This window comes from Halobacteriovorax sp. RT-2-4 (genome assembly GCF_047085445.1).
GTDB lineage: Bacteria > Bdellovibrionota > Bacteriovoracia > Bacteriovoracales > Bacteriovoracaceae > Halobacteriovorax_A.
In genome coordinates, this window is record NZ_JBKIXY010000001.1 from 1,732,984 (window position 1) to 1,753,213 (window position 20,230).

Here is a 20,230-nt window from a genome sequence, read left to right on the forward strand (position 1 = left end):
TACTTAGTCCTCTTTAATTAGTGTAACATAGAACGCCTTTGCAAAATTATCTCGCCCTATTAAACTCGTAACAAAAATATTATAGAAATGCCCAGAAAGCTCATATTCACCTTTCTGAGACGTTCCTCCATTATCCGCAGAGGCATCACATAACTCAATTATTGTCGCTGCGAATCCCTTTTCACGTGCCACATCTAAGAGGCTCATCCCTTCAGAAGAGCTACCTCTAATCGCCGTGATATCTTCTGCTAGCGTATTAATATGAGAAAGATTCTTTTGTGAATCTAGAACAAGGACAGCTCCCTGTGCCCCTTGCATAAATTCATATAAGCTTGAAACATAGGACTCATCACTTTCCATTTCATCAAAACTCATATCATCGTCAGTTTTCTGCAGCTCTCTAATTCTTTGAATCATGGAATTTATAGATGAACGTAATGGATCAATCTCAGACCATAAATATTCACTATCAACACTTTTTCGATTTCCTCTTAAGGCCTCTTCAATCTGAAACTTCATTTCATCTAGATGTCTAATCGTCATATAATAAACAATGGCAAAGAAGATGATTGAAGCAATAAATGACGTAATTAGTGCCTCTAGGTAAGCAACCCTACTTTTAGATGCCTCATCCGCAATTGATGCTGGTTTAAAACGAATGGCGATTACACCAACAACATCAAGGTTACCTGTCTTAACATTTGTTGCCTTAATCTTTTGACCGATTCCAATTTCACCGTTTGACAATCGACTTACCATAGGAAGGTCACTAGAGTTCTTCATTGTCTTTTCGGCCCACTCTCTTACTTGAACAGAGAAAGGATCATCAATGTACATATTTAGCTTTGTTAGCGGTCTAACAATTCGTCCGTCAATATCAAATAGATCATAAGAAACAACACCGTTATTTCCTTGTTCCATAAACTTTGTATCAACACGATCAAGATCTTTTCTAGCTAATGCACCTCTATTTTGTCTTTTAATTTCATCCGCATAATGTGCACCACGCTTAGCAACTTCTAAAAGAAGTAGACTCTGAGACGTTTTCATTACTGGAAAAATAGTTAGAGTTACCGTCACAACAACGAAGATAGAAAGTAAGATACCAGTAAGAACACGCCATTCATATTCTTCATTAATTCCATGAATTAGTGGCATTAATCGATATTTAAAAAGCCAGATGATCTTTCCAAAGATATTCTCTGGCATTTCACCACCAGTGATATATGTTGGTTCATCATCTTCTTCAACAGTTTCAATTCTTTTTTTAATAATCTTCTTTTTCTCTTTTACAAAAACGACTTGAAGAATTGAATCAGGAAGAGCTATCTTGTCTCCATTTTTAACAGTGGCCCTTTTGACTGCTTTACCATTAACAAATGTACCATTTGAACTTCCAAGATCTTTAACAAAAGCTACATCTTGAGTAACAGTAACGGATAAGTGCTTCTTTGAAACACCATTTACAGGAAAGTGAACGCTACAATCCTCTGAGCGCCCTAGGGTATTTTCCCCTTCCTCTAAAATATATTCCTGTCCACGCAGTTTACCTGCAACAACAACTAATTTATACATAACTCTAGAGTATCCCCTTCCTTAATCTCTTGAGGCAATTGTCCATCTGCCAACTCTAGTACACGACTTGCACTAAAAACAATTTGCGTATGTCTCCATGGTTTAAGTCCACGGTATATTTTCTTAATTTCATTCTTACTATTAAAGAAGACAACATCGATTTTATAATTCATAAAACAGGTATGAATTGCATTTGTTCCATAAAAAATCATGCCATCAAAGCCATCCATGCTCTGAGAAAACATCAGCCCCTTTAGTTTCTTATAAAAAGAATCTGCAACAATGGCCTGCTTACATATTTCAATACCATTACAAGAAATCTTCATTAATTCCCTCCAACTAGCTCAACAACGAGTGGAGCAAAGATCATAAGAAGAACTGAAGGTACAATAAAGGCCATCATTGGAAAAAGAATCTTTGTTGCAGCAGTTGCACCTTCTTTTTCAATCTGCGCTGATTTCTTTTGTCTAATCTCAATTGAGAGTGCTTTTAGAATTGGTCCAATTGAAGCACCAACAGAGTCTGCAGCAATTAGAGTTGCACAAAATGACGAAATCTGAATTAAGTCCACTCGCCATGCCATATTTCTTAGAGCTTCCGCACGACTGGCTCCAATTTTAATTTCTTTAAGAAGAATTTCAAATTCTTGTGTAAGTGGACCAGGTTTAGCTTTATCTACAACCTTAGTCATCGCAGCAATAAAGTCTAGTCCCGCTTCAACAGATAGTGCTAGCATATCAACTGAAAAAGGCATTCCGTTGATAATATCTTTTTGGCGTTGTTCAATTTTTCCTTTAATCCAAATGTCCGGATATAAGAATCCAACAATTGCCATTACAGGAATAAGAGAAAGTTTCCAGTCTGCTTCAGTAAATTCTCTGACAGCTAAGAACATAATTGGGAAACCAATAATAAGAAATAACTTAAATGCGAAGAAATCCTCAGGAGTCATATCTTCAGTTAAACCAGCACTTGCTAGCTTTCTTTTATACTTCTCTTTAATCTTCTTCTTATTTTTCATAGAAGAAACAATTGGTGAAATATAGCGTTTAAAAAATGGTCTCGAATATTGAAGAATAAAGCCGTGCTTTTTTACATTCTCAGCTTTCTTAGAACCACCTTCTTCTAATTTTTGCGCAGCTTGGAAAGATTCATTATCTTGAAACATCATCTGCGTGACAATATAAACAGCAATACCAATAAGAATAATTCCGGCCCACATTAGAAGCTGTGAACTTTCAAATAACTCCGCACCTTTTCGATAATCACAAGCGTTCTGCTCACCATTTTGACAGGCACTAATAATTAGCTTCTTACCTTCGGCAGGATAGTTAATTCCATCTTGCTTAAAGCTTTTATCAGTAAATGTTTGGTAAAGAAGTCCTTGCTCAAAACAACTCGATTGATTTCCTTTTTTACAAGAGACATCAAGTAAATTTGCATGATCGCGCTTTGAATAATTTCCGTAGCTCTGCGCATTTGCATCGAATGCAACGAGCAACGTAAACATATAAAACAATAAGGAAGTTATGAGACCTTTAGTCATAACATAAGAATATCAAAAATAATTGATTTCAAGCAGTTAGAGGCAATATTGGCCCTATGTGCTAACCTTGATTAACCTGCTCAACAATAGATAAATTCTCACGAGTACCAACCTTACCAGCAACATCTGGAATATAAGTAGGTGAGTAATTTGATAGGTATTTTTTCTTAAGCTCTAAGACACGTTCATATTTTTGAGAGATATCAACTTTATCAATATCACCAGCTTCAAGAGCTTGCTTCACATATGTATAGGCTTCGCGACAAGCTTCAAAAGAACGATATTCCACTACATCTGCTCCAGCTGTTAGAGCTTTAAGAGCTGCTTCGCCGATTGTAATTTCATCTGAAATGGCCTTCATTTCCATATCATCAGTTATGATAACTTTTTTAAAGCGCAGTTCCTCACGGATTAGTTCATATGCTTTTTTTGAAAATGTACAAATATTTTCTGGATCAATTGCGTCGACTTTTAAGTGGGCCATCATGACAAAGTCCACTCTTGCTTTTACTGCTTTTACAAATGGAATAAATTCACTTTCTCTCAGTTCTTCTAGCGACTTATTAACAACAGGTAATTTAAAGTGCGAATCCTCTAAAGTATCACCATGGCCCGGAAAGTGCTTAGCACATGACATAATCCCACTTGTTTGCTGACCGCGAATTATGGCCGAAACAAACTTAGTGACTTCGTCGGCGTTATCACCAAATGAGCGATCACCAATAACAGTATTTTTTGGATTCGTGAAAATATCACAAACTGGACCCAAATTAAGATTAACACCACAACTTAGTAACTCATTAGACATTAGCTGAGAGATTTCAAAACATAATTTTGGTGAATCTGTTCTTGCAACATCTAGCATTGGTGGAATTACAGTGAAGCCTTCACGAAATCTCTGTACTCTTCCACCCTCGTGGTCTGTTGCGATAAAGAGTGGATAATTATCTCTTAATGATTGAATATTATTAATTAATTCTGCCAATTGAGCTGGTGACTCATAGTTTTGTTTAAAAAGAATAACTCCACCAATATTTTCTTTTTGAATGAAATTTTCTTCCTCAGTCGTTAACTGTGTACCACTTATACCAGTAATAAATAATTGACCTAATATATTATTCATCTATTTGCCTTTACCTTTAAGTTTTGGATCTAAGTAATCTCTAAGGCCATCGCCAAAAAGATTTAACGAAATAATTAAACCAGTCATTAGTAAGCTCGTCACGATAACAACATGAGGTGCTTCTAATAAAACTAACTTCGCCATAGCAAGGATTGCTCCCCACGAGTATTCACTTGCCCCTAATCCAAGGAATCCTAAACTAGCTTCACTAATTATAACTCCACTTATTCCAAGAACAAAGTGAATGGAAATAACTGGCACAATACTTGGTAAAATTGACTTATAAAATAAACGAAATTCACTTACACCAATTGCTCTAGCACTTTCTACATATCCTAAATTTAAAACACGCATTGTCTCACCGCGAGCAATACGAGCGTAACCAGGCCATGAAGTAAAAATTAAACAAAGTACCAATCCTGTAAATGATTGCCCAGAAAAAGACATAACAAGAATGGCGAGTAAAATACTAGGAAAAATAAAAATTAAATTAGTAAACATATCCATTATTTCGGACACAAACTTTATTTTTATCGCAGAAAGATATCCAATAATTATACCGATTAAACATGCACTTGAACTAATAAGTAATGAAATACCTACTGTATAGATAAGACCGACACTTAGTACTTTAAATAAACTTCTACCATTAATATCAGTACCTAAAAAATAGTCATGTGAAAAAGGCTTAAATAATTCATGAGATATAATACTTGATGGAGTATAATCAAATCCATTCATTAGTAGCCACAAGACTGCCCACATAATATAAATTGATAGAATAAAGCCACCGAAGATCATTTCATTATTTATTTTCTTCTTTCTCATTAACCTATCCTTGGATCAATCTTTTCATTTAAGTAATCAACTAATACATAAACGAGCATATAGATAACTGTAGAGTATGCAATAATTCCCTGAACAAGTGGATAGTCACGATTATTTATTGCTTCAAATAAAAGAGAGCCTAAACCCGGAATATCAAAAATAGTTTCTGTAATAACCGTACCAGCAAGAACAACGGATAACTGAATCGCAACTACATTTAAAATCGTTGGCATACAAATTTTCACAAGACGATAGACTATTGCTGAATTAGATAAGCCTTTAGCATTTAAAACTAAGACCCATAGTTGTGACTCTTCTTCAAGATACTTATTCCTCATAACCCTTACAATTACAGATGACAGCGGTAATACTAAAGTTGTAACTGGAATAATCATATGCTTTATAGAAGTCCATTGCGAAACTGGGAATATACCGAGTTTGATAGAAAAAACTAAAACAAGTAGTGGCGCAAGTGAGAAGATTGGAAATGAAAGTAGAGTTAGTGTGACAACTCGAATTGCGGTATCAGGTAATTGAGATTTTTTTATCGCAGAGATAACACCTATGCCAATTCCTATAGGAGTTGATATTAATATCGACACTAGTGCCAAAATAACTGTTGGAGGCAAGTTATCTTTTATTAATTTCACAACAGGATCTTTCTTAAAGAATGATTTACCTAAATCTAAAGTAATAATACCTTTTGCAAAATCAACGTATTGCTCAACTAAACCTTTATCTAAGCCAAGCTCAGCACGGTATTTTTGAATTTCTTCTACTTTTGCTTCAGGACCAAGAAGTCTTTCGACTGGATCCCCCGGAGTTAATCTCAACGCGAAGAAAATTGTCGTGATAGCAAAGAATAATGTCAAAAATGACTTTAAGAATAATTTCATTTTACCAACTCTTTTGATAGACCTTGAGATGCCCAGTAGTGACCAACAACATCTAAACTCTTATTTAATATATATACTTGTTCTTGTCCGCCAGCTGATAAAAGAAAACGATAATTTCCATTCTTATCGAAATCATCAAAACTCAATCTTGCTTCAGATAAAATCTCTTTTGGTATATTTAAATATTGTTCTTGGAAATATGGAAAGCTTTCCCAAAGAATATGAAAATTCATGTCTCCATTCTTTTTATCAATGGCCTTCTTAATAAAGCCCGAAACCTTTGCACACTCAACAATAGATGCATAGAAACATATGGCCTTAACATTTTTAGGAACATCATACTCACGCTGTCCAAGCCACTTATATTCAGGAGAATTCAGATTATAAAAAATCTTTCTACTTTTTAAATCAATCTGACCACTCACGGTGTAAATATCATTATTCAAGAAAAAAGTGGATTCGTATTTAATTGGAACTAAAAAGAATACATCCTTAGCAATCTTCTTTTGCTTAGAGATTACAATTGTCTTTTCATAAACTTTGGATTTATTTACAGGTGAAATGATTTGAGTTTTTCGTACATATTCACGATTCTTATTGAATCCTGACATTGTATCAACAAGATATTCACCACTGACTTCCAATTGCTTATACTGATTAGCACTGGCCGATAGCTGATCATTAATATCTTCTTTCAGTATACTACATGAAGTAATTAAAAATAAAAAAAGCACACCAAGAGGTCGCAACATAAACTACTCCTCTATTTGTTGATTAATATACTTATTAAATTCCTCATCAAGTGAAGTTAAAATTATAGATTTATCATCAAGCTCTTTTAAGTATGAATCTAAATCTCCATTACTTTCAAACTTAATCCCAATTTTCTTCATCGGAATATTATCAAGTCTGAAATTTACATAATCAATATCGTAAACTTTTTGAATATTTGAAATATCATATGAGTTTTTCTCTAAAACTAGAGTTCCCATTGAAAACTTTTTGTTAGAGAAATTTTTAAAGTCTTGAAGAGACATTACAAAAGAAGCACCATTACTTGAGATATCAATTAATTTTGCACCTCTTAGCTCTGGAAAATCATTCATCGAATAAGAAAAGTCTTTAATGAATGAGTCCTCTTTATTTTTAGATTTATTGAATTGAAGTACATTATCTGCAGACGGTGTATCTTCTTCGACTGCATCAAAATATAGATATGAAGATGTCATATATGAGACATTAAATCTCATATCCCCTCTTCTTTCACTTCGATATACTTTCCCTTCGATTTTTAGATTACCACCTTCAATGACACCTTTAAAAAAGTAGCTCATATAACGAAGGCTAAAGTTCGCCATCACGACTCCATCAAGAGCGTGATTATCATCTACAATAAGAGTATCTTCTTCAATCGCAAAAATCTCAACAGAAGCTACCTGCTGTGAGTTAGTCCAAATTTTTAATTTACTCTTTGTGGCAATGAGCTCCCTGATTTTTAGTTTTATATCAGAGAGCTCTAATTCGATAAAAAGATTTTGAGAATTCAATTGTAAACCTATTTTCGACTTATGATAGAGTCGCTACTTGTTTTAAAAGATCGATTGACTCTAGTGCCTTACCACATCCACGAACAACACATGTTAATGGATCTTCAGCAAGAGCAACTGGAAGACCTGTTCTTTCTTTAATTAAAACATCTAGGTTTGCAAGAAGAGAACCACCACCAGCTAGAATGATTCCGTTATCAACGATATCGGCAGCTAGTTCTGGAGGAGTTTTTTCTAATGAAGTCTTAATTGCTTCAACTACTTCAGCGATAGGATCAGAAAGTGCATCTCTGATTTCGTCAGAAGTAACTTCGATAATTTTAGGAGCACCAGCAACTAGGTCACGGCCCTTAACTTCATATGTTCTTACTTCATCATCAAATGGGTATGCATTACCAATCGACATTTTGATTTGTTCTGCAGTTCTTTCACCAATTAATAATGAGTATTTTTTCTTGATGTAAGAAGCAATTGCTTCATCAAACTTATCACCTGCAACTCTTTCAGATTGAGAGTAAACGATACCACCAAGTGAAATGACTGCAACTTCAGTTGTCCCACCACCAATATCAACAATCATATTTCCTGAAGGTTCAGTAATTGGAAGTCCTGCACCAATTGCAGCGGCCATTGGCTCTTCAATTAAGTAAACTTCACGAGCACCTGCTTGTTCAGCAGATTCCTTTACTGCACGTTTTTCAACTTGAGTAATACCGAAAGGAATACAAATAATGATTCTTGGCTTTACTAGCTTTGAACCTGATAGTGATTTTTGGATGAAGTACTTAAGCATGGCACCAGTTACTTCAAAGTCTGCGATTACTCCATCTCTCATAGGACGAATCGCTTGGATAGACCCTGGTGTACGACCAAGCATTTGCTTAGCTTCCGCACCAACAGCTAGAACCTTTGATCCAGTACCCTTATATCCTTGGTGTACCGCAACTACAGATGGTTCATTCACGATGATCCCTCTGTCCTTAGCGTATACAAGAATATTCGCTGTACCTAAATCGATCGCGAGATCGTTTGAGAAGAAATTAAAAAATTGCTTTAACATTTCATATTCCTTTATAAAATTTTACCAATGATAGTGTCTGATATTCTCACCACGCTCAGCAATGTCTGCCATAGCTTCAATCCCTAATTCGATGTGAATATCTGTATATTTCTTGAAGACAGACTTTGCAGACTTCTTCGTTTTAATACCATCCTTAGTCATTGGACAATCAGAGATTAAAAGTAATGCTCCGATATTTACCTTACTCACAAAGCAAGAAACAAAAAGTGCCGCTGTTTCCATTTCAACTGCAAGTACCCTTTGTTCGATTAAACGCTCTTTAAAACGATCATCAAATTCCCAGAATCGGTAATCTGTAGAGTGGATCGTTCCAGTACGGTAATCATGCCCATGCTCTAATAATATTTGAGAAACAAATTTTTGTACTTTAAATGTTGGAAGGGCAGGAACTTCCCTAGGAAGAAAGTGCTCAGTAACACCTTCTGCTCTAATTGAAGCGATAGGAAGAACGAAGTCACCCACTTTTAACGATGGATGAACAGCACCTGCAAGTCCTAAGAATAGTACTGCTTTAGGATGAATTACTGAAATTAGCTCACCGATAAGCGCGGCCATGGCAGCACCAACACCAAACTCAATAATCGTTACTTTTGCTTTCTTAGAACTTGAAGCTTTAAAAGCTGAACCTTGAGTATAAACATGGTCATCTAATAATGCGTTGAATCTCTCAACATAGTAATGGAAGTTAGTAAGAATAATTTGTTGTTGGAAGTCCCTAAAGTCGTGACCCGTGTAGCGCTCAATCATATCAATTGCAATCTTGCGCTTATCTTCATTCCAGTGAATACGGCGTGCTCTTAAAGCAGCCTTTTTCATTTCAAGGTTAGCACCTAGCTCTGGAGATTTAGATTTATTATTTAGTGAAAGTTCATCAACAAATGCAGTTGATAAGCTTGCATGAGAAGCCGAGCTTGTCTTACGTAAAGAATTTTTCTTTGTCGCTTTCTTTGCAACTTTCTTCACTGACTGCTTTGCAGCTTTCTTGCTGGCCTTCTTTTTAGTTACTTTTTTTGTAATTTTTTTCGTCGTTTTGCTCGCAGCTTTCTTCTTAGCTGCTACTTTTTTCTTTGCAGCGCACATTCCATTATACCTTTTGATTAGCAATCCGTTTGCTTATATATGTAAAATGTACCATTTAGCTCATTTTATTGACAACCATTAATAACAGATTAAACACCGCGCATACCTATAAATATGACTTGGCCCTTGTCAAATTCGATATTTTTTTCTAGTATAACGAGACTATTTTCTAACACTACGCAAAAGGAAAGATTATGGGTGCAGGTAGAAAGAAAACTATTGCTAAAATGAGTAAGAGAAAAGCTCAACTTAAGAAAAAAGCAAGAATTTTACGCAGAATCAACGCTGCTAAGAAGTAATATAACTGGCGCTTAAGCGTCAGTTACTTACTTCCTCTTCAACTGATTTTTCATTCGGTTTTTCACTAGTCAAATTCACTTTATTTAAGCGACCACGGTATAAGCTCATGAGATTCATGTCCTTCATCCACACGTCGTCTTCTAATCTCCAAGAACCAGTAATACCAGCAACTTTCTTAGCATCAACTAACGTTTTCTCCAGTTCATCGCGGCTTGTAAAATCACCTAACGATAGAACATTCGCTGCTAGTGCCATACCTTCAAAACCAAGAATTTCAACAACACCTGGACGTTGGCCATAGCGTGACTGATAACTTGATACAAATCCAGAATCACCTTTTGGTACTTCTGAGTCGACAAAGAATAGTTTTCCAAGCTTAGAAGTTTCTCTAGAGATTCTTCTAGAGCGCCAATTAGGTCCACCAACTAAAGTTACATTAAACGCATCATAGTAATTAAAAGACGGGATTAACTGTAGAGCATCATTTGGTGCCGCTGGAAGTAGAACCCAATCGAAGTCCACAATTGGACCAAGTGTTTGTACTCGTCTAATTGATGTATTGCCTTCTAATTTATGAACAGACTTTAGAAGTTCAAACTCCTCTTGTCTTTCACGTGTAAAGTATAGACCAAGAATTTTTGCTACTGTTGATCTGTGGTCAGTCTGATTAGTATCAAATGATTGAATACTAACAATTTCAGCACCTGCTTTTTCGGCCATCTTCCATGCCGAATCAACATATGAATAACCAGTATCTGTATTTGGATAAATGATAGATACTTTGTTACCAAATTTTGATAAGTACTTTTCAGAGAATAATAAAGAAACTTGTGATTCTACTGAACCAGGAACTTCAATTAGAAGGTGGCCTTTATCATCTTTACTCGCATAGATTTGAGAAAGAGAAATAAAGAATGCACCATACTTTCTCGCAGCTTCATATTCTGCTTTAGCTTCATCTTTTAAAAGTCCACCGATAATAATTGAAGAATTCTCTCTTTCAATCATCTCACGAACCTTTTCCTTACCTACAATTGCACTTCCCATACTATCAAAGATTTTAATTTGAATAGGTTGAAAATTTGGTTTCTTAGCATTCTGTTCGTTATACTTTCTAACAGCGTGATCGATACCTGCAAGTGCTCTTTTACCAAATTTACTTTTATCACCAGTAAGAGGAAGAACAACACCAATTGAGCGAAGGTTAATTTTGCTATATTTCTTAAGGTTTTCAAAACGTGCCATTACAAGAGCAATGACTTCAGGAAACATATTGTAGTTAGACTTAACCCAGTCTCCAACTTCTTGTGCCTTTCCCTTATTTCCTTGATTGATAAGTTGCTCAATTTCTAAATAAGAAAGATAAGCACAAACAAAATCTTTTCCTTGTTTAAAGTCCTGAACTAAACGCACTCGCTCAGCTTGATCCACGATGAAGTATTGTGTAACAAGTTGACCATAGAATTTTTTCTCTTTTAATTCATCCACAGTATTGGCACCAGAATTTAGCCAAAGTAGAGAATCGAGTGCTACTGCTTGAAAATCAAGCTCCTTTGAAACGCGATAACGTAATTTATGAAAATTTTCTAAATCACGATTAAGAAGCCATCTTGAGTCAGTCCCATCAAGAGTTTTGAATGTATTTTCTAGATCTCCTAATTTATAGTAACTGCTTGCTAGATTTAACTTAATTTGAGCATTAAGTTGCCCATCTTCTCCTGAACTATTTAAAGCAAGATTAAATTGAAATATAGCTTGTTCATAGTTTTGATTTGAATAATTAATTACACCAATCAGATTTGTTTTTGTTGCAAGTTCCGCCGGCCTTAACTTTGCATCTTGAATTGCATTAAGTTGTCCTAGCGCTAATTCCTTATTCCCATCAACGAAACTCTTCTTTGCAACATCAAAATCTTTTAAAAACTTTTCTGTATAAAGATGTGAAGTGTCTCGGTTGATCATTTGGATACCACCGCAACTCACAAGTAGTGTGATTAAAATTAGAGAAATATACTTAAACATAGTCGACCTTTTTTAATTTTGTATGGTCTATTTTATTTGAAATATAGATAGATGAAAACAGGAGAAATATTAGGATTTTATAAACATGGGAGACTAATTCACTCAGTCTCCCCTGTATATATTAGAATTAGCTAAATAATTCTTTAACTTTATCGATGAAACCAGTACTCATTGGATGACACTGCTTACCTTCTAGCTTAGCAAGTTGCTCAAGTAATTCCTTGTGCTCTTTCGAAAGCTTAGTTGGTGTCTCAACATGTACAGTAAGAATTGCATCTCCTTGGCCATAACCACCAAGTTTTTGAATTCCCTTACCTTTTAGTCGCATCTTCTTACCAGATTGAGTTCCAGCAGGAAGATCAACAACAACTTTTCCATCAAGTGTTGGTACTTCAACTTCAGCACCTAAAGCTGCTTGAGAGAAGCTGATTGGTACAGTGTAGTGAACATTAAAACCTTCACGTTTAAAGATTTCATGTTCTTTTACATCAACAACTATATAAAGATCACCATTTGGTCCACCTTGAGCACCAGCATCACCTTCCCCAGAAAGCTTTAGACGCTGACCATGGTCGATACCAGCAGGGATTGTAACCTCTAGTTCAACTTTCTTCTTCTTACGTCCTTGTCCGTGACAAGTTCCACAAGGATCTTTGATCATTGTTCCAGAACCCTGACATTTTGGACAAGTCGAAGCAACAGTGAAGAATCCTTGTTGACGACGAACTTCACCTGCCCCGTGACACATATCACATGTAGTCGGTTCAGATCCTGCTTTTGCACCTGAGCCTGAACAAGTTTCACAAGTAGTTTCTTTATTGATAGAGACTTTCTTTTTGGCGCCAAATGCTGCTTCCTCGAATGTCACACTTACCGTCATTTGAAGGTCATTTCCAGGAATTCCAGAACGACGTCTTCCACCACGACGGCCGCGTCCTCCGCCCCCCATCATGTCACCGAAAATATCACCAAAGATATCTCCTAGATCGCCAAAGTCACCGAATCCACCTTGGAAACCACCACCGCCAAAGCCACCAGCTTGACCGTTTACCCCAGCATGTCCAAATTGGTCATAACGCTGACGTTTTCCATCATCTAGTAAAACCTCTGCAGCTTCAGAAGCTTCTTTAAATTTTGCTTCCGCTTCTTTGTTGTCAGGGTTGCGGTCAGGGTGATATTTCATGGCCATCTTACGATAAGCTTTTTTAATTTCAGCCTTATCAGCACCTTTTGCTACGCCTAGAATATCGTAATAATCTCTTTTATCACTCATATTTAAAATTCTCTATTAACGAACAAAGGGAGCACAGGGCTCCCTTCAATTCTATATTTCTAATTAAACTTCTTTAAAGTCAGCATCAACAACATCGTCGTCTTGCTTGTTCGCACCAGCGTTTGCTCCTGCATCACCTTCTGGTCCAGCTTGCTGTGCACCTGCTTCAGCACCTGGCTGTTGATACATTTGTTGAGCAATTGCATGAGAAGCATTAGTTAGAGCTTCCTGAGCTGCTTTTAACTCATCAAGATTCTCAGACTGAAGCTTGCCTTTAGCTTCATTAATTGCTGCTTCTAACTTAGACTTATCGTCTTCAGAGATTTTATCAGCACTGTCTTTGATCATTTTTTCACAGCTTAAGATAAGTGCATCTAGATTGTTTCTTGTATCAACGATCTCACGTGCTTTCTTATCAGCTTCTTTATTAGCTTCAGCTTCTTGTACCATTCTTTCAATTTCTTCATCTGAAAGACCTGAACCAGCAGTAATCTTAATCTCTTGAGATTTACCAGTAGCTTTGTCTACAGCAGAAACGTGAACAATACCGTTAGCATCAATATCAAAAGTAACTTCGATCTGTGGAACACCTCTTGGAGCTGGTGCAATTCCACTTAGGTCAAAACGTCCTAGTGACTTATTATCTTTAGCAAATTCACGCTCACCTTGGCATACGTGAATTGTAACAGCTGGTTGGTTGTCTACAGCAGTTGAGAAAGTTTGTGACTTCTTCGAAGGAATAGTCGTGTTCTTCTCAATAAGTGGAGTCATTACACCACCCAGAGTCTCAATCCCTAGAGTTAGTGGAGTTACGTCTAGTAGTAGTACGTCTTTTACGTCACCAGCTAGTACACCACCTTGGATAGCAGCACCTGCAGCTACAACTTCATCAGGGTTAACACCTTTTGAAGCTTCTTTACCAAAGATTTCTTTTACTCTTTCTTGAACAGCTGGAATACGAGTCGAACCACCAACAAGGATTACCTCATCAATTTCACTCTTCTCAAGACCAGAGTCTTCAAGACAAGTTAAACATGGCTTAGCAAGAGCAGTTAAGTGGTCAGCAATTAAAGCCTCAAACTTAGCTCTTGATAAGTTTACGTTTAAGTGTTTTGGACCAGAAGCATCTGCAGTGATAAATGGAAGGTTAACATCTGTTGAGTTAACGTTCGATAGCTCATGTTTAGCTTTTTCAGCAGCTTCTTTTAATCTTTGAAGTGCCATTTGGTCTTTTCTTAAATCAATTCCGTCTGACTTTAAAAATTCATCAGCTAGAAAGTTAATGATATTTTCATCAAAGTTTTCACCACCAAGGAATGTATCACCATTAGTTGCTTTTACTTCGAATACACCGTCTGAAGTAATCTCTAGAATTGAGATATCGAAAGTACCACCACCAAGGTCAAATACTGCAATGTTTTTATCTTGCTTAGATTCTAGTCCGTAAGCAAGTGCTGCAGCAGTTGGCTCGTTGATAATTCTTTTTACTTCAAGCCCAGCAATTTTACCTGCATCTTTAGTTGCTTGTCTTTGAGAGTCGTTAAAATATGCTGGAACTGTAATTACAGCTTCAGTCACTGTCTCACCTAAGTAATCTTCCGCCGCTTTCTTCAGTTTTTGAAGAACCTTCGCAGAAATTTCTTGAGGAGACATTGCTTTACCGTCTACTTTTACCCATGCATCACCATTATCATTTGCATAAATTTCAAATGGAGCTACGTCAGCGAATGACTTTGCTTCTGGAGTATCAAATTTACGACCAATAAGTCTTTTGATCCCGTAAAGTGTCTTTGAAGGGTTAGTTACAGCTTGTCTTTTTGCAACTTGGCCAACCAGAGTTTCACCGTTGTTTGCAAAACCAATAACAGATGGAGTTGTATTGTGTCCTTCTGCGTTTGCTACGATTTTGTATTTTCCGTTCTCAAGAACAGAAACACATGAGTTAGTTGTACCTAAGTCGATTCCAATAATTTTTCCCATTATAATCTCCTTTATATAATTAGTTTTTTGCTACTACTACTTTTGCTGCTCTTATCACTCTACCATTTAGTGAGTAACCATTTTGATATGTTTGTACGATCTCTTGATCCTCTTTTCCTTCTGCTGGCATTTGTGCCATTGCTTCGTGAAAGTGTGGATCGAAAATCTTACCTTCTGTTTCAATTTTTTCTAAACCATTCGTCTTAAGTGTTTCAAGGAATTGGTTTTTAACCATATCTACACCTGTGTAAATATTTTTAACCTTTTCATCTTCGTCACTTGAAATCGCTTGAAGGGTTCTTTCTAGGTTATCAACAACATCTAAAAGACCCATCATTACTTTCTCAGTTCCAAATTTAATTTGATCCTGTAGTTGTTTCTCGTGGCGTCTTTTTAGATTTTCCATCTCAGCCGCTACGTAATAAAATTTATCCTTAAATTCCATTAGCTCTTTCATTTCTTCAGAAACTTCATTTTCAGTTTCAATTTCTTCAACTTGAGAAGCTTCCTGAGTTTCTTCATTAGTCTCAGGTCCTAATTCTTTTTCATTTTCTTCATTAACGTGAGTTTCAGACATTACAACTACCTCTTTAAATTTATCTCTAACCTAAAGATGGTAGCCTTTGGCCCAGTGTCAACGTTGAGCAATAATTTTTTTTCGAATTGTTTTATAAGTACCTGAAACTACTTAGAAATTTTAAAGATTTCATCTATTATTGTATCTAAGATAAGAAAGCCGCGGGACGTTAAATAAAAGTGATCACGTCCGGCCATCGCTAATCCACGTGATTTCAAAGATTGAACCAGCTCGCTCAAGTCACCCCAATAAGAATCTTTAATCGGAAATCCAACGCTAGATCGAAGATTCATATAGAGTCTCTCAATTTGAAACTCATCTTCACTTAAATTTTCTTCAACGACATCGGCCCCCTTGGTCTTCCACTTGTAGCGATAGCGATTGTTTTTAAGATAACCAGTGGCAGAAGGGCCTATTGCTGCAACGGACTCCATTCTCCAGTAATTAAGATTATGAATTGAAGCCTTGTTCTCTTTAGCAAAATTTGAAACTTCATAGTGCTTGAAACCATTTATAGCAAGGAAGTTAGCAACTTTAATATATTCATCACTTATCCACTCTTCATCCGGTAACTCATCGTAGTGCTTATAATGTTTTGGAACAGTTAGGATATAAAGACTAATATGACTCGGATTATAAGTAAGAATCTCAGTTAGCTCAGCAATAATATCACGATTATACTTCTGAGAAAAAGGTAGACCAATCATAAAGTCTACAGAGAAATTATAATTACCTTTATTAAAATACTTTAATGTTTCATGGACATCATCAATATTGTGGACGCGGTCAATGATCTTAAGGAAATTTGGGTTTAATGATTGGACGCCTAAAGAGTAGCGATTCGCTCCGATACTTCTCCAACTACTTAATGTCTCTTCAGTCCAGGCTCCTGGATTTACTTCAAGAGTAAACTCACAATCCTCTTTCAAAGAAATATTATTGTCTCTTAACCAATCCCTTAAGAAATATGCACCTCGGCTGCCCCATAAACTCGGTGTTCCTCCACCAATATAGAGAGTCTCTAGCTCCTTAAGAGTGGCCCTATGACTATCTAGAATAGTACTGTGCTTTGCAGACATATCTGCAAAGAGCCTTTCGAAATCATCGAGCTGTCCGTCGTTTTCTTTAATTGACTTAAAAAAGTCACAATAGTTACAAAGATGACGACAGAACGGGAAATGGATATATAACGACTTTATTTCTTCCATATTATTTTTTTGTAACCCAGACTATAATTAACAAATACCTAAAATTAAAAGGCAATGTAAATGAAATATGAAATAGAAAAGTTAAATAATGGTTTGGAAGTCATTTTTGTTGATGTTCCAGGAAATACAAGTGCATCTGTACAGATATGGTTCAGAGCAGGCTCAACTCTAGAAGATGAGTCTAACTTTGGAATTGCACACTTTCTTGAGCACATGTTTTTTAAAGGAACACAAAAAAGACCAGGGGCCAAGATTGCTCACGATGTAGAGTCATTTGGAGGCGAAGTAAACGCATTCACTTCTTTTGATTACACTTGCTATTATATAAATTCACCAATCGCCTACTTTAATACATCAATTGATATCATTATGGATATGGTATCTAACCCAATGTTTAAACAAGAAGATCTAGTGCCTGAAAGAGAAGTGGTTTTTGAAGAATATCGTAGAAGCCAAGACAACCCAGGCCAATACTCATTTCAAAGAATTCAAGAAATGTCTTTTAACGGTGGTTACGCTCACCCCATCCTTGGAAATGAAAAAACAATTAAAAACTTCACTCGTAATCAGTTAATTGATTTTAGAAACAATCACTATAATAATGCTAACGCATTCTTAGTTGTTGCAGGTGACTTAAAAGAAAAAAAGAAATACATAAAGACAATTGAAGGTTATGAACTACCAAAAGGTAAACGATCTGAAAGACCTTCATTTTCTCTTCACAAAAAATCAACGATTGAGATTCATAAAAAAGACGTACGTATGTGCCAATTAACAATGGCCATCGAATGTCCACCGATGAAATCAGACAGTGCAGCAGGTGAAGACCTCGCCTACAATGCTCTAGGTTATGGAGAGACGTCACCTCTTTATAAAAATCTTGTTTTAAATAATACGATAGCAAATAATTGTACATCTTCTTCAATGTTCTTTGCTGACGGTGGTATTCACTTTTTAAGAATCAACTTCCCAAAAGAGAATTATCAAAAAGTCATGCATGAGCTAGAAAAAACGATAACAGAAGCGACTACTGTTGGACTTAAAGAAAATGATATTAAAAAGATCAAAAACCAATATGTAGCAGCTAAAATCTATGAAAAAGAATCTCTTGAATCTTATGCTTTTTCTCTAGGTAGTAGTTACGCTGGAGCAAAGGATCTTGAGATCGAGCAAGAATTTATCAACAAGATTAAAAAAACTAGTCTGAAAGAAGTAAATAAGAAGTACTCTGATATTTTTGGACGCTCACTTCATCTAAGTCTTCAAATTCCAAATGAATTAAAGCCGCAAGAGTTCAAACCAAAACTTGTGGAGTTTAAGAATAAAATTGCGAAACTTAAAAAGAATACGAAAGAGCAAGCCATTAAGGCCACTAAGTCTAAGCATGATCCAGCAACTCAAATTGTTGAAATCAAGCCAGGAATTAAACTTCTTTATCGCTATAATGCAATTACACCTACGTTTGTCATGCATGCTTACCTCAAAGGTGGCCTAGTTGATGAAACAATAAAGACAAACGGATTATACAGCCTAATGAGTTCACAACTTACAAAAGGCTATAAAGGTCTAAGCTACGAAAAGCTAAAATTAGATCTTGATAATAAATCAACGATGTTTAACAGCTTCTCTGGAAAGAATGCATACGGAATGACGATGCATGGTCAAAGTGAATACTTTTCAGACCTATCTAAGCACTTTTTCAAGTCACTAATTCACCCTACATTTCAAGCAAAGTTTATTGCGCATGAAAAGAAGTTAATCTTTAGAACTATTGAAGCCAATAAAGCGGACCCGACAAGGCACTGCTTTAATGAAGCTACTAACTTACTATTTAAAGGACATTCATATGCCCTTTCAACTATTGGAACAGAAAAATCTGTTAAAGCGCTAAAGAAAGAAGATCTAGCGAAAGTTCATGAGAAAAACTTAAGAACAAAAGAAATGCTTATCACTTTTTGTGGTGATCTTTCTTTAGATGAAGTTAAAGAGAAAGTTGAATTTTACTTTAAAGATTTAAAACCTAGAAAAGATAAGAAGAAAGAAGCAAAAAAAGTTGTTCCTATTAAAACAGTTGAAACACATATCGATTTTGATCGCGAACAAACACAAATTCTAATTGCTACTCAAACAAAGAAACTTACGGCCAAAGAAAATGTTGTTTTCAAAATGTTAACAACTCATTTATCTGGTCAATCTTCTGAGTTATTTGTTGATGTTAGAGATCGCAAAGGATTATGTTACGTTGCTCAACCGATTCATATGAATGCTCTAGAAGCAGGATATTGGGGAATTTACATGGCAAGTGGCCATGATAAAACAGTTGAAGCAATTAACGCTATCAATGCTATTTTATCTAAGTTACAAAAAGAAGGTCTCTCTAAATCTGATTTTGATCGCATTAAAATGATGATTGATGGTCAAAATCAACTTAACCTTCAAGTAAATGACGACTATGCAAATGTTTACTCTGTTCCTGCATTACATGGCCTTGGTGTTGATTACTTCTATAAATCAAATGAAGAAATTAGAAATTTTAAATATGAAGATTTCCAAAAAATTATCAAAAAAGTATTAAAACAAAATTGGATCACAATTACAGTTGGGAAATCACTTAATAATGGTATCCCAACTACGATACATCCTTAGTAAAGAGTAGATACTGCTCTTCATTTAAGTTGCAATCGCTTTGCAGTAAACTCATCAGATTAATGATGTCATAAAACTGCGAAGCGAGATTCTTAAAGAAGCCACTAGAATCATAGAATGTATGTTGATAGTGATCTAGTTTTTGATATGCAGTCTTACCAACCTCACAATAGTAGCCCAAATCAATAATTTTCTCGTTAACCGAATTTGAGAAATAACCACATAAAAATAAAGCTGTGTCAGCGATATCTCTTAATTCTCTTTTCTTTTCTCGCTCATTAAGATGTTCAGCTTGAAGTAGTTTCAACCCAAGAGTTTTCTCTCTTAATCTTCCATCTTTCTGCTCTTCAAAATAGTGCTGGGAAAGACCAAACTTATCCATAACTAATGATGAATAGAAAATAGATAGTTGCGGTAAAGGGTTTTGCCTTCTTAGGTTTATGCGATGCAGTTCATCATAGAAATATGCCTGCAGTGAAGGTTCAAGAGAAATGTTGGTCGTATGCTTTTTCACAATCTCCTCCGTATCTATAAATTATAACTTAATC

17 protein-coding genes are annotated in these 20,230 nt (G+C 35.8%); 1 reads left to right on the forward strand and 16 read right to left on the reverse strand.

The features are described from left to right. Positions 1 to 3: 3 nt before the first annotated feature. The 15 genes from ACMAYL_RS08225 to ACMAYL_RS08295 form a co-directional block, all read right to left on the reverse strand. Positions 4 to 1,575 carry an FHA domain-containing protein gene (locus tag ACMAYL_RS08225; protein WP_103219293.1) on the reverse strand — a complete coding sequence of 524 codons (1,572 nt, stop codon included), beginning with the start codon at positions 1,573 to 1,575 and terminating at the stop codon, positions 4 to 6. Further along, the gene (locus tag ACMAYL_RS08230; RefSeq protein ID WP_103219292.1) at positions 1,563 to 1,901 is read right to left on the reverse strand and encodes a DUF192 domain-containing protein; all 339 of its coding nucleotides are present in this window, start codon (positions 1,899 to 1,901) and stop codon (positions 1,563 to 1,565) included. Before ACMAYL_RS08230 ends, ACMAYL_RS08225 begins: the two co-directional genes overlap by 13 nt. After that, entirely contained in the window at positions 1,901 to 3,085 is a 1,185-nt protein-coding gene (locus ACMAYL_RS08235) for a type II secretion system F family protein (protein ID WP_158246955.1), read from the reverse strand. Before ACMAYL_RS08235 ends, ACMAYL_RS08230 begins: the two co-directional genes overlap by 1 nt. 97 nt (positions 3,086 to 3,182) lie before the next feature. Next, on the reverse strand, positions 3,183 to 4,244 hold the full coding sequence (nagZ, locus tag ACMAYL_RS08240; protein ID WP_412470985.1) for a beta-N-acetylhexosaminidase: 1,062 nt from the start codon (positions 4,242 to 4,244) through the stop codon (positions 3,183 to 3,185). Beyond that, positions 4,245 to 5,072 carry an ABC transporter permease gene (locus ACMAYL_RS08245; RefSeq protein WP_103219289.1) on the reverse strand — a complete coding sequence of 276 codons (828 nt, stop codon included), beginning with the start codon at positions 5,070 to 5,072 and terminating at the stop codon, positions 4,245 to 4,247. Then, positions 5,072 to 5,968, reverse strand: coding sequence for an ABC transporter permease (locus ACMAYL_RS08250; RefSeq protein WP_103219288.1), 897 nt, complete (start codon positions 5,966 to 5,968; stop codon positions 5,072 to 5,074). The genes ACMAYL_RS08245 and ACMAYL_RS08250 overlap by 1 nt, the downstream gene beginning before the upstream one ends. Further along, entirely contained in the window at positions 5,965 to 6,720 is a 756-nt protein-coding gene (locus ACMAYL_RS08255) for a hypothetical protein (RefSeq protein ID WP_103219287.1), read from the reverse strand. The genes ACMAYL_RS08250 and ACMAYL_RS08255 overlap by 4 nt, the downstream gene beginning before the upstream one ends. A 3-nt stretch (positions 6,721 to 6,723) precedes the next feature. After that, the gene (locus tag ACMAYL_RS08260) at positions 6,724 to 7,515 is read right to left on the reverse strand and encodes a hypothetical protein (protein WP_103219286.1); all 792 of its coding nucleotides are present in this window, start codon (positions 7,513 to 7,515) and stop codon (positions 6,724 to 6,726) included. A gap of 19 nt (positions 7,516 to 7,534) precedes the next feature. Further along, a complete protein-coding gene (locus tag ACMAYL_RS08265) occupies positions 7,535 to 8,575 on the reverse strand; it encodes a rod shape-determining protein (RefSeq protein ID WP_021266421.1) in 1,041 nt (346 codons plus the stop codon). 21 nt (positions 8,576 to 8,596) lie between these two features. Beyond that, the gene (locus tag ACMAYL_RS08270; RefSeq protein WP_103219285.1) at positions 8,597 to 9,676 is read right to left on the reverse strand and encodes an AMP nucleosidase; all 1,080 of its coding nucleotides are present in this window, start codon (positions 9,674 to 9,676) and stop codon (positions 8,597 to 8,599) included. Between the two features lie 318 nt (positions 9,677 to 9,994). After that, positions 9,995 to 11,998 carry a penicillin-binding protein activator gene (locus tag ACMAYL_RS08275; RefSeq protein ID WP_103219284.1) on the reverse strand — a complete coding sequence of 668 codons (2,004 nt, stop codon included), beginning with the start codon at positions 11,996 to 11,998 and terminating at the stop codon, positions 9,995 to 9,997. Positions 11,999 to 12,125: 127 nt separating this feature from the next. Continuing rightward, a complete protein-coding gene (dnaJ, locus tag ACMAYL_RS08280) occupies positions 12,126 to 13,271 on the reverse strand; it encodes a molecular chaperone DnaJ (RefSeq protein WP_103219283.1) in 1,146 nt (381 codons plus the stop codon). Between the two features lie 63 nt (positions 13,272 to 13,334). Then, positions 13,335 to 15,251, reverse strand: coding sequence for a molecular chaperone DnaK (gene dnaK / locus ACMAYL_RS08285; protein ID WP_103219282.1), 1,917 nt, complete (start codon positions 15,249 to 15,251; stop codon positions 13,335 to 13,337). A 19-nt stretch (positions 15,252 to 15,270) separates the two neighbouring features. Then, positions 15,271 to 15,828 carry a nucleotide exchange factor GrpE gene (gene grpE, locus ACMAYL_RS08290; protein ID WP_103219281.1) on the reverse strand — a complete coding sequence of 186 codons (558 nt, stop codon included), beginning with the start codon at positions 15,826 to 15,828 and terminating at the stop codon, positions 15,271 to 15,273. A gap of 107 nt (positions 15,829 to 15,935) precedes the next feature. Next, positions 15,936 to 17,036 (reverse strand): coproporphyrinogen-III oxidase family protein, encoded by a 1,101-nt coding sequence (locus ACMAYL_RS08295; protein ID WP_392990477.1) that lies wholly within the window; start codon positions 17,034 to 17,036, stop codon positions 15,936 to 15,938. Between the two features lie 60 nt (positions 17,037 to 17,096). On the opposite strand from ACMAYL_RS08295, the gene ACMAYL_RS08300 reads away from it, so the two are divergent. Further along, positions 17,097 to 19,682 (forward strand): M16 family metallopeptidase, encoded by a 2,586-nt coding sequence (locus ACMAYL_RS08300; protein WP_103219279.1) that lies wholly within the window; start codon positions 17,097 to 17,099, stop codon positions 19,680 to 19,682. Here the strand turns inward: ACMAYL_RS08300 and ACMAYL_RS08305 are convergent. Beyond that, positions 19,666 to 20,196 (reverse strand): hypothetical protein, encoded by a 531-nt coding sequence (locus ACMAYL_RS08305; protein ID WP_103219278.1) that lies wholly within the window; start codon positions 20,194 to 20,196, stop codon positions 19,666 to 19,668. The two genes, ACMAYL_RS08300 and ACMAYL_RS08305, sit on opposite strands and share 17 nt — an antisense overlap. Positions 20,197 to 20,230: the final 34 nt, after the last annotated feature.

Excerpts from the sequence above, each read along its gene's own strand:
- ACMAYL_RS08225 (WP_103219293.1), bottom strand. The coding sequence starts at position 1,575 with ATGTATAAATTAGTTGTTGTTGCAGGTAAACTGCGTGGACAGGAATAT.
- ACMAYL_RS08230 (WP_103219292.1), bottom strand. The coding sequence starts at position 1,901 with ATGAAGATTTCTTGTAATGGTATTGAAATATGTAAGCAGGCCATTGTT.
- ACMAYL_RS08235 (WP_158246955.1), bottom strand. The coding sequence starts at position 3,085 with ATGTTTACGTTGCTCGTTGCATTCGATGCAAATGCGCAGAGCTACGGA.
- nagZ (WP_412470985.1), bottom strand. The coding sequence starts at position 4,244 with ATGAATAATATATTAGGTCAATTATTTATTACTGGTATAAGTGGTACA.
- ACMAYL_RS08245 (WP_103219289.1), bottom strand. The coding sequence starts at position 5,072 with ATGAGAAAGAAGAAAATAAATAATGAAATGATCTTCGGTGGCTTTATT.
- ACMAYL_RS08250 (WP_103219288.1), bottom strand. The coding sequence starts at position 5,968 with ATGAAATTATTCTTAAAGTCATTTTTGACATTATTCTTTGCTATCACG.
- ACMAYL_RS08255 (WP_103219287.1), bottom strand. The coding sequence starts at position 6,720 with ATGTTGCGACCTCTTGGTGTGCTTTTTTTATTTTTAATTACTTCATGT.
- ACMAYL_RS08265 (WP_021266421.1), bottom strand. The coding sequence starts at position 8,575 with ATGTTAAAGCAATTTTTTAATTTCTTCTCAAACGATCTCGCGATCGAT.
- ACMAYL_RS08270 (WP_103219285.1), bottom strand. The coding sequence starts at position 9,676 with ATGTGCGCTGCAAAGAAAAAAGTAGCAGCTAAGAAGAAAGCTGCGAGC.
- ACMAYL_RS08275 (WP_103219284.1), bottom strand. The coding sequence starts at position 11,998 with ATGTTTAAGTATATTTCTCTAATTTTAATCACACTACTTGTGAGTTGC.
- dnaJ (WP_103219283.1), bottom strand. The coding sequence starts at position 13,271 with ATGAGTGATAAAAGAGATTATTACGATATTCTAGGCGTAGCAAAAGGT.
- dnaK (WP_103219282.1), bottom strand. The coding sequence starts at position 15,251 with ATGGGAAAAATTATTGGAATCGACTTAGGTACAACTAACTCATGTGTT.
- grpE (WP_103219281.1), bottom strand. The coding sequence starts at position 15,828 with ATGTCTGAAACTCACGTTAATGAAGAAAATGAAAAAGAATTAGGACCT.
- ACMAYL_RS08295 (WP_392990477.1), bottom strand. The coding sequence starts at position 17,036 with ATGGAAGAAATAAAGTCGTTATATATCCATTTCCCGTTCTGTCGTCAT.
- ACMAYL_RS08300 (WP_103219279.1), top strand. The coding sequence starts at position 17,097 with ATGAAATATGAAATAGAAAAGTTAAATAATGGTTTGGAAGTCATTTTT.